This window comes from Paramesorhizobium endophyticum (assembly GCF_014640615.1).
Lineage (GTDB): Bacteria > Pseudomonadota > Alphaproteobacteria > Rhizobiales > Rhizobiaceae > Paramesorhizobium > Paramesorhizobium endophyticum.
This window is the reverse complement of sequence record NZ_BMHH01000031.1, coordinates 20,249-29,432: the sequence shown is the minus strand read 5'-3', so window position 1 is coordinate 29,432 and position 9,184 is coordinate 20,249. Positions and strand designations below refer to the sequence as shown.

The window sequence follows — 9,184 nt, the reverse complement described above, 5'->3', positions numbered from 1 at the left end:
TCGTCACCGACAATTTCCGCGTCATCAGGCCACGCGATTTTCGGGTTATCGCGTGAACGGGGTATATTCACGCGTCTTCAGGCCGGCATATTCCTCATAGGAATCCTCGACCGTCAGGATGTGTTCGCGCATTGATTCCGCGGCAAGTTCGCGATTGCCCTGCAGGATGGCGACGAGGATCGCGTCATGTTCGTTGTAAGATTTTGCCAGACGCCCAGTGGTCAAAAACTGCGCGCGGCGGAAAGGCGACAAGCGCCGACGCGTCGCCAGTGTGATTTCGACCAGATAGGCATTGTGGCTGCCGGCATAGATCGCTGCATGAAACTTCTCATTAAGCACATGGTATTGGCTCGGATCATTTTCCTTGAGTATCTGCGCCAATCCCTCGTGAATGGTCTCGAGGTTGCGTCGTTCCGAAAGCGTCATGCTGGCCGCCGCAAGGCTTGCGCACAGCGCTTCCAGCTCCGCCATCACCTGAAACATCTGCCGCAGATGTTCCGGCGACGGGCGGGTGACGATGGCGCTGCGATGCGGTCTGGTCTCGACAAGGCCCATGGCGGCAAGATCGCGGATCGCCTCGCGCAAGGGAGTGCGCGAAACGCCGTAGCTTGCGGCGATCTCGGTCTCGTCGAGCGGCATTCCCGGCGAAAGCTTGCCATCGACGATATCGTCGGCGAGTCGTGCGCGCACTTCCTCGGCACGTGTCAGCTTGCGCGGCGATCCTTCTTGCCTGGCAGGAGGAACGTCTTCGCTATCCGAGGGCTTTTTCTTCATTATTCCGTCCAAGGGGCCATCTTTTTCGAGTATTCTTATGTCGAACTGGTTTGCTTGCGCAACATGCTTCGACCTTCGCGTGTAACTGATGCACTATTCTCTTTTGCCGAAGCGATCCCGGCCACGCGCCTCCAGCGCCAGAGAAGCGTGCAGGCGACGCTGGTAATGCCGGCCAGTATGCCAAACCAGACGCCGACGACACCCATGCCGAGGCTGAAGGAAAGAGTGATTGCAACGGGCACGCCGAGCAGCCAATAGCCGCAGAGACCGATGAGCATCGGCACACGCGTATCCTTCAGGCCACGCAGGGCGCCATTGGCGGCCGATTGCAGGCCGTCAAAGATCAGAAATGCGGCGAGGATCATGATCAGTTTCTGTGCCAGCACCTCGATGACCGCAAAATCTGCAGTTTCTCCGGCAAGGAACAAGTCGATGATCTCTTTTGACCCGACGAGCAGGATTGCGCCGAACAGCGCCATCAGGCCTGCGGCAACGATCAGCGCCAGATTGCCGGCCAACCGGGCGGCTGCATCCCGACCCGCACCGAGATGATAGGCGACCCGGACAGTCGCCGCCTGGCCGATTGCGACGATCGGGTTGAAGGCAATGCTGTTCAGCGTATAGGCGATCTGGTTGGCGATGATCGCAATCGTCCCTAAGCCACTGGTGACCAGTGTCAGGACCAACGTCATGCCGAGTTCCGCCGCGTAGATCAGCGCGATCGGCCAGCCGATCGACCAGACCTCCCGGACGGCCTTCGTCGCGGTCGGAACGGCGGCGCGGAACGTCGAGAGCGGCAGGTGTTTGCCGGCCATTGCATAGGCCGTCAATCCGATCGCAACCAGCCACCAGGCGATCGCATAGGCGAGACCGGCGCCCGCAATTCCATGGCCAGTATTGCCGAAAGCCCCGAAAGTGAGGCCGGAGAGAAGCGGCACGTAGCAGACAGCTCCAAACCCGACCGAGGCCATGATCAGCCATGATTTCCCGCTGACGGAGCAATAAAGACGGATCGGCGCGATCCACAGGATGGCCGGCAGCGCGAAGGTGGCACGGCTGGTGAACGCTTCCACATCGCCGAGAATTTCAGGCACGACGCCGAACGGAGCAAGGATCGCAGACAGGTTGAAGAGGATCGCCATCGACAGGAGCGAAAGGATGAGGCCGGCCAGCACGGCGCCCCCGAAGGCATAGGCCGCGCCATCTTCATCCGACTTTTCCGCTTCGCTTTTCCCCTTTGCAGCGGCCATCAGCGGATGCGCGCCGGCGATCACGCCCTGCGAGATGACGCTGAGGGCCTGAATGAAGATCGCGCAGAGCCCGCCGGCCGCAAGCGCGGAGCCGCTGACGCGGCCGAGCATGACGCTCGCCGCGAGACTCATCACCATCTGGCTCGCCTGGGTGACGGCCAGCGGAGCCGAGATGCCGCCAAGGGCTCGCAGCTCATTCCATGTCGTGCGTGTCATGCCTATCGCGATCAGGCTACAACGGCCTGGGCGCCGAAGGCATCGATGACATCCTGGGCTGTGCGGCGGGCGCCAGCCTGGAGATACTCCATGGCGACCAGCGAAGCGTCATGCGCAGCCTGCCCGGAACCCGAAACGCAATCCTCGATAACGCGGCAATAATAATCGCCCTGGTGTGCATCGACGAAGCTGTAATGGATGCAGACATCGGTGAAACCGCCGACGAAGAACAGTGTCTCGGCCTTCACGGCCTTCAGAAGGATTTCCATCTCGGTGCCATAGAAGACTGAGTAACGGCGCTTGGTGATGCGCAGATCGTCCGGCGTCATTTCCATTTCCTCGATCGGGAAAGGCGTGCCCGGCGAGCTTTCAAGGCAATGGATGCTTTCCGAACCATCCAGCTCGCGACCGAAATCAATCAGGCTGTCGCGATGCGCTTCCTGCACGAAGATGACGGGAATGCCGGCCTTGCGGGCTGCATCGACGACCGACTTCGCACGCCAGTTGCGTTCGATATGGTCGTCCATGAATTCCAGGCGGGACGTCGTCGGACGCGGCATGAAGCCCGCTTTCTGAATATCGACGACGATCAGGGCGGCACGCCCGACGATCATGGGCTTCGGAACGATTGGATTTCCAGCCATCAGTTTCACTCGCTTGCTTATGAATTAACACTGTCGTCACCCCTCTTCCCCGACCATCAGATCCGGTCGGAATGGCGCTATCGGCTGCGATTATACACACCAAAATCTAGTATGCAATATTGCATACAATTCGCATATTATTTGGGCATATGCCTAATTTTCCTCAGAAAACATGGGGCATCAGGAGTATCCGTAAATCACAGAACTCTACATATCTATTTGTTTCAAAATGCATTTTTAAATCTGGCACGGCTATTGCATAGCTCTTTATCACCTACTCAAGTGGACAGTTAAGGAGAACACGCATGGCATCCAGAAAGCCCTCCCCGCCTTCCGGCCAGGACATGAACTCGGCGATTTCGCGCAGATCCGTCCTGAAGGCCGCCGGCGGCCTTGCCGCGGCGGCACTCATTTCCTCGCCCTTCGTGCGCCCCTCCTATGCCGCAACGACGCTCCGGGTTTCGAACTTCGGCGGCTTCTTCGAGCAGGCCTTCGCAAAGAGCGTCTACCCAGCCTTCACCAAGCAGACCGGCATCGCCATCCAGTCGATCCCGCAGTCGGCCGGCTCGCAGTTCCTGGTCCAGCTCGGTCAGGCGATCCAGGCAGGCTCGGCCCCGATGGACGTCTGCTGCGTCGGTCAGGCCGACGTTATTCGGGGCCGCCAGCGCGGCCTGTGGGCAACCGTCGAAAAATCCAGGCTGAAGAATGTCGGCAACCTGCTGGACGGCTTCCTTTATGAAGACGGCGGCAAGGTCGATGGCGTCGGCGCCATGGCCTGGTATATCACCCTGATCGCCAACCCCTCCGAATTCGAAAAACTGCCGGACAGCTGGACTGAACTCTGGAAGCCGCGCGCATCGGCCTGGGGCCTGCAGGGCGGCGGTACCAGCGTGCTACTCGACATAGTGGCTTCCGTCTATTTCGACGGTGCTTCGACGCTCGACACAGAGGAAGGCATCGACAAGGTCATCGCCAAGATCGGCGAGTTGAAGCCGAATGCGAAACTGTGGTGGACCGATGAAGGCTCGATGCAGAGCGCCTTCCAGAACGACGAAGTCGTCGGCGGCCTCTATTTCCACGACGTCTCGATGATCATGAAGAAGGAAGGCACCGACGTCGCCTCGATCTTCCCGAAGGAGGGCGCGGTCCTCGGCTTCAACGCCTGGTGCCTTCCGAAGGTCGGCGAAGTGAGCGAGGGCGCCATCGCCTTCATCGACTGGAGCGCCACGCCGGAATGCCACGAGCTGATCGCCCGCAATGTCGGCGCAGCCCCGCTGATCGAGAAGTCGAAGCTCAACCTGACCGACGATGAGTTCAACGCCGTGTCCGGCACCGGCAAGCCGATCGTCGTGGCCTCGGCAGCGAAGGTGAAGCACGCCGATTACATCTCGGCGCAGCTTCTCAAGATGCTTGGTCAGTAAGTCGGGACGAAAACATGCTAGGCTTGGAAATCTCAAACCTCACGAAGTCCTTCGGTGAAAACACGGTCGTCTCCGACGTCTCGCTTGCCATCAAACAGAGCAAGTTCGTCTGCTTCCTCGGTCCGTCCGGTTGCGGCAAGACGACCCTGATGCGCATCATCGCCGGTCTGGAACAACCGACCAGCGGCACGGTGCGCCTCAACGGTCGCGACATAACCGGTGTTCCGACCAACGAACGCAACTTCGGAATGGTGTTCCAGGCCCTTGCCTTGTTCCCGCATCTCGATGTGGCCGGCAATATCGGCTACAGCCTCCGCTATCGCACGATGGCGAAGCACCACAAGCAGGAACGGATCGACGAGCTTCTGAAGCTCGTCGATCTGGCTGGCATGCAGTCGCGCCGGGTCGACCAGCTTTCCGGTGGCCAGAGGCAGCGTGTCGCGATCGCCCGCGCGCTGGCGCAGGAACCGCTTCTCTTCCTGATGGACGAACCGCTTTCAGCGCTCGATGCCAAGCTGCGCGACCACATGCAGGTCGAGCTGCGGCAGCTGCAGCAGAAGCTGAAGATCACCACCATCTTCGTCACCCACGACCAGCGCGAAGCGATGACCATCGCCGACCAGATCGTCATTATGGCGCATGGCAAGGTGCAGCAGGTCGGCAGCCCGGTCGATATCTACCGCAAGCCGGTCAATCGCTTCGTCGCCGACTTCATCGGCCAGAGCAATCTCGCAGAAGGCATTCTCGTCGATCGCGAACATGTGCGGATCGGCGAAACCGTCATCATCACCGGTCCGGCGCCCTCTCGTTTCAAGCCCGGCGACAAGGTCACGATCTGCGTCCGCCCGGAAAGCACCCTCCTGTCACGACCGCAGACAGGCAGCACCGGCCCGACCGCGAAAATCACCTTCGTGCGCGACCTCGGCTCCAGCGTCGAAGTGTTTCTCGACAGCAATGGCCGCCAGGTGATCGCTTCCCTCGCCCCGAGCGCCTGGGCCGAGCTCGAAGACGCAACCGAGTTTTCCATCTCCTTCGCACCGGGTTCGGTGACCGTCCTGGAGGACTGACCATGTCGCTCGTTTCGGGACAAGACGGCATGAACCGGCAGCGCCTGTCGGCTTCGTTGTCGATAGCCGCCGGCCTCGCCTGGCCATTCTTCATGATCGTCGCCTTTTTCGGCGTGCCTTTCGTACTTCTGCTGCGCGTCAGCGTCGCCCGCGTCGATCCGGCCTATTATCAGGGCAGCGGCTGGTCGCTCGATGCGATGGCGAGCCTGTTCCAGCCGATGGTGATGAACGGCCTGACCTTCTCACTCTGGCTGGCGCTGACGGTCGCGACGCTCAGCATGATCATCGCCTTTCCGGCCACCTGGTTCATCACCCGCATGAGCCGCAAGGCGCAGATCGTCTGGCTGATCGGGCTTCTGACGACGCTTGCGCTCTCGGAAGTGCTGATCACCTTCTCCTGGCAGATCATTCTCTCCAAGCGGGTCGGCATCTCCAATATCGCCGTTTTCCTCGGCCTGCTCGACAAGCCGGTCTCGCTGACGCCGAGCTTTTATGCGGTCGTCAGTTGCCTAATCTATGTCGTCATCCCCTTCAACGTGATGACCCTGTATCCCGGCCTGTCGCGCATGGATTCCTCCTACATGGAAGCCGCCGCCACCATGGGCGCCACCCCGATGCGGGCTTTTTTCAACGTGGTCCTGCCATTGATGCGCAAGCCGATCGCCACCGCTTACCTCACGACCGTGGTGATGACGATAGGCGCTTATGTCGCGCCGCTCGTGCTCGGAGGACCGGCCAACTGGACGATCGGCGTCATCATCAGCGAGGTCGCCAATTCAGCGCAGAACCTGCCGCAGGCCTCGGCGATCGCCGTCTTCCTGATGCTGGTCACCGGCGCGATGATCCTGGTGATCAATCGTATCGGCGGGAAGGGATACACCTCATGAGCCGGTTGGCCCTGAAACTGCTGCGGCAGCTTTTCCTTGTCTGCCTCGCCTTCTTCCTTGCGGCGCCGCTCATCATCGTTGCGGGCGTCAGCTTCAACAGCACAGCGCAGATGACCTTTCCGCCGCAGAATATCAGCCTGCGCTGGTATTTTGCCTTCATGGAAGACCCGGCCTGGACATCGGCTTTCCTGCGTTCGGTCGCAATCGCGATCGCCGCATCGCTTCTGACGATCAGTGTCGCCTTTCCGATCGCCTATATCCAATGGAAGACCAATTCGCGCTTCGCGAAGATTTTAGGCGGCATGGCGGGGGTTCCCTTCATCCTGCCGCCGGTCGTCATCGCGGTCCTGTTCCTGCTGTTCTGGGGCACGGTCCGGCACGTCGGCCAGATCGAGAACATCGTCATCAGCCATGCCGTCACCTTCATCGCCGTGCCGCTGGTGATGATCTCGCTCGGTTTTGCGGGGATCGACAAGTCGCTCGTCGAAGCGGCCCGCACGATGGGCGCGCGAGACGACGACATCCTGCGCACCGTCGCGGTCCCTTTAGTCCTGCCCTTCGTCGTGTCGAGCTTCATCTTCGTGGCGATCTTCAGCCTCAACGAATATGTCATCGCCTTCATGGTGGCCGGCTTCACCGCCGAGACCATGCCGGTCAAGATCTTCTCCAACATGCGCACCGGCTTCTCGCCGACCATGTGCGTCGGGGCAGTTCTCTTCATGCTGATCGGCCTTCTCGGCTTCATCACCGTTGCCCGCCTGGGCAATCTTCCGAAACTTCTCGGTGCGCGTTTTTAAGAGGAGCATTCCATGCCAAAGAAGCAGAATCCCATGATCATCGGCCAGCCGGTCCTGATCGTCGTCGATATCCAGAAGGCCGGCTTCGACGATGACGGCACGATCCCGCTGATGCCCGGCATGGTCGAGCGCATGCGCAAGGCCCGCACCGTCATCGATGCCGCGCGCAAAGGCGGCGTGCCGATCATCTTCCTGCAGGAAAGCCACCGCAAAAGCGGCGTCGATTACGGTCGCGAGATGGATGGCGACGAAGACATGCACCTACGCGAAGACTGGGCGAGCACGGCCATCGCCGCCGAGGAAGTCGGCCTGCGCGACGACGATTACACGATCGTCAAGCGCCGTTATTCCGGCTTCATCGGCACCGACCTGCAAATTCTTCTGCGCGGTCTGAAGGCCGAGACCCTGATCCTCGTCGGCGGCCTCACCAATATCTGCGTGCATTACACTTTCGCGGACGGTCACCAGGCGGATTATCATTGCCGTGTCGTTGAGGATTGCGTCGCCGGCTCCTCAATCGAGGCGCATGACGCAGCCCTCGCTAACATGGAATATCTGCAGCACGGCGCCCGCCGCACGGCAGCCGAAATCAACGAGATATTTCTCGCCTTCAAACAAGGTAGGGCTGCCTGATATGCAAGATCGCCTGAAGACGGAAACACGCCGCATCTGGTCCGGGCTCGCCTCGGAAATCGAAGGCCTGTTCGCCGAAATGTGGAAGGTCCCGGAACTTTCGGCGTTGGAGTATAAGTCGCAGGCACTCCTCTGCGACTTCATCGAACGGCACGGCTTTTCGGTCGAGCGCGGTGTCGGCGGCGTGCCGACCTCATTCATCGCCCGCATCGCCAATGGCGAAGGGCCGAAAGTCGGAATCCTGGTTGAATACGACGCCCTGCCGGGCCTCTACAACGACGCCGTTCCCTATCGCCAAGGAAACCGCCGCCTGCCCGGCCATGGCTGCGGCCACAACCATATCGGCCCGGCCAATACCGGCGCAGGCATCGCCGCCGCCAAGGCGATGATCGAACAAGGCGTGCCCGGCGAGATCGTTATCGTCGGCTGCCCGGCCGAGGAGATCGGCTGGGGCAAGCTTGCGCTGCAGGCGGCAGGCATATTCGATGGGCTCGATCTGGTCCTGACCTCCCATGGCGATTATCAGAACGGCTCGCTTGCTCGCCCCTGCCACGCCATGGCGAGCGGTGAATTCAAGTTCATCGGCGAAAGCGCCCATGGCGGCAAGACCGCCACTCGCAACGCACTGCTTGCCGCCGAAGCCGCCTACGCGGAATTCGACCGACTGCGTCACGACATTCCTGGCCTGCAGCTGAAACATGTCTATCGCTTCGCCGGCATCACCCCCGGCGTGACACCCGAAGAAGTGCGCCTCTGGTCCTCCGTCCGGCATCCTGATTTCGACGTGGTGCAGCAGGGTTACCAACTGATGCTCAATACCTACAGCCGAATTGCCGCGGAAAACGGTGTCGAACTGGTCGCCGAACAGATAGCCAATTGCCGCGGTTATCTTGGCAACGACACGGTCGGGCGTGTGCTGGACAGGTGTCTCAGGGAAGTCGGCCCACCGCGCTTGGGCGATGCCGATGTCGAATGGATGGAGCAGCTTTCCGCGGCTTGCGATCCCGGAAAACCCTTCAAACTACATCGCGGGCTCGACTATTTCGACACCGGCATCGACTATTACGGGCAGGATGATGGCGACATCAGCTGGCATATCCCGCTCGGCCGGATCAACTGGGCCTATCCGGAGAACGTGCCGATCCATCACTGGGCATGGACGGCGCTGTCGGGGCATCCCTCGAGCAGCCCGGGGCCGCTGATGGCATCGGAAGCGCTTGCCATGGGTGCAATCGCATTGCTGGCATCGCCGGAAATGGTCGCCGTCGCCAAGGCAGAGCTCACCGAACGCACCGGCGGCAAGCGGATCCCTGCACCCGCACCGACCATATCCGACGTGCTGGCGAAGGAGCCCCAGTCCTTCTGGGATGCGACCTGGACACGCCAGGCGTAGAGAGGCATTGAAAATCCAGACGGACAGGCTTTAAGCGCGGACTATATTACGAAGATCACTGATCCGTCATCCGCTGCAGATTATTACTTAAATATACAGACT

General features: G+C 60.6%; 9 protein-coding genes. 6 read left to right on the top strand and 3 right to left on the bottom strand.

The features are described 5' to 3' along the window. Positions 1–45: 45 nt before the first annotated feature. The 3 genes from IEX53_RS21790 to IEX53_RS21780 are packed head-to-tail and all read right to left on the bottom strand — an operon-like array spanning position 46 to position 2,884. Positions 46–774, bottom strand: a complete 729-nt coding sequence (locus tag IEX53_RS21790) for a GntR family transcriptional regulator (protein ID WP_236016317.1) — start codon at positions 772–774, stop codon at positions 46–48. Positions 775–809: 35 nt separating this feature from the next. Further along, positions 810–2,240: an MATE family efflux transporter gene (locus tag IEX53_RS21785; RefSeq protein ID WP_188826286.1), complete on the bottom strand. Its 1,431-nt coding sequence runs from the start codon at positions 2,238–2,240 to the stop codon at positions 810–812. Positions 2,241–2,251: 11 nt separating this feature from the next. Beyond that, on the bottom strand, positions 2,252–2,884 hold the full coding sequence (locus tag IEX53_RS21780) for a cysteine hydrolase family protein (protein WP_236016316.1): 633 nt from the start codon (positions 2,882–2,884) through the stop codon (positions 2,252–2,254). A gap of 305 nt (positions 2,885–3,189) precedes the next feature. Here IEX53_RS21780 and IEX53_RS21775 point away from each other — a divergent pair, with 305 nt between their 5' ends. Genes IEX53_RS21775 through IEX53_RS21750 form a run of 6 tightly spaced genes read left to right on the top strand, consistent with a single transcriptional unit; the run spans position 3,190 to position 9,082 of the window. Continuing rightward, positions 3,190–4,305: an ABC transporter substrate-binding protein gene (locus tag IEX53_RS21775; RefSeq protein ID WP_188826285.1), complete on the top strand. Its 1,116-nt coding sequence runs from the start codon at positions 3,190–3,192 to the stop codon at positions 4,303–4,305. A gap of 14 nt (positions 4,306–4,319) precedes the next feature. Next, positions 4,320–5,372: an ABC transporter ATP-binding protein gene (locus IEX53_RS21770; RefSeq protein WP_188826284.1), complete on the top strand. Its 1,053-nt coding sequence runs from the start codon at positions 4,320–4,322 to the stop codon at positions 5,370–5,372. A gap of 2 nt (positions 5,373–5,374) precedes the next feature. After that, positions 5,375–6,259, top strand: coding sequence for an ABC transporter permease (locus IEX53_RS21765; RefSeq protein WP_188826283.1), 885 nt, complete (start codon positions 5,375–5,377; stop codon positions 6,257–6,259). Beyond that, positions 6,256–7,056: an ABC transporter permease gene (locus tag IEX53_RS21760; protein WP_188826282.1), complete on the top strand. Its 801-nt coding sequence runs from the start codon at positions 6,256–6,258 to the stop codon at positions 7,054–7,056. Before IEX53_RS21765 ends, IEX53_RS21760 begins: the two co-directional genes overlap by 4 nt. A gap of 12 nt (positions 7,057–7,068) precedes the next feature. Continuing rightward, positions 7,069–7,689 (top strand): cysteine hydrolase family protein, encoded by a 621-nt coding sequence (locus IEX53_RS21755; RefSeq protein WP_188826281.1) that lies wholly within the window; start codon positions 7,069–7,071, stop codon positions 7,687–7,689. Between the two features lies 1 nt (position 7,690). Continuing rightward, a complete protein-coding gene (locus IEX53_RS21750) occupies positions 7,691–9,082 on the top strand; it encodes a zinc-binding metallopeptidase family protein (protein WP_188826280.1) in 1,392 nt (463 codons plus the stop codon). The last annotated feature ends 102 nt before the right edge of the window (positions 9,083–9,184 follow it).

What these genes read in the sequence shown, in the direction of transcription:
- IEX53_RS21790 (WP_236016317.1), bottom strand. Translation starts at nt 774, where the DNA reads ATGAAGAAAAAGCCCTCGGATAGCGAAGACGTTCCTCCTGCCAGGCAA.
- IEX53_RS21785 (WP_188826286.1), bottom strand. Translation starts at nt 2,240, where the DNA reads ATGACACGCACGACATGGAATGAGCTGCGAGCCCTTGGCGGCATCTCG.
- IEX53_RS21780 (WP_236016316.1), bottom strand. Translation starts at nt 2,884, where the DNA reads ATGGCTGGAAATCCAATCGTTCCGAAGCCCATGATCGTCGGGCGTGCC.
- IEX53_RS21775 (WP_188826285.1), top strand. Translation starts at nt 3,190, where the DNA reads ATGGCATCCAGAAAGCCCTCCCCGCCTTCCGGCCAGGACATGAACTCG.
- IEX53_RS21770 (WP_188826284.1), top strand. Translation starts at nt 4,320, where the DNA reads ATGCTAGGCTTGGAAATCTCAAACCTCACGAAGTCCTTCGGTGAAAAC.
- IEX53_RS21765 (WP_188826283.1), top strand. Translation starts at nt 5,375, where the DNA reads ATGTCGCTCGTTTCGGGACAAGACGGCATGAACCGGCAGCGCCTGTCG.
- IEX53_RS21760 (WP_188826282.1), top strand. Translation starts at nt 6,256, where the DNA reads ATGAGCCGGTTGGCCCTGAAACTGCTGCGGCAGCTTTTCCTTGTCTGC.
- IEX53_RS21755 (WP_188826281.1), top strand. Translation starts at nt 7,069, where the DNA reads ATGCCAAAGAAGCAGAATCCCATGATCATCGGCCAGCCGGTCCTGATC.
- IEX53_RS21750 (WP_188826280.1), top strand. Translation starts at nt 7,691, where the DNA reads ATGCAAGATCGCCTGAAGACGGAAACACGCCGCATCTGGTCCGGGCTC.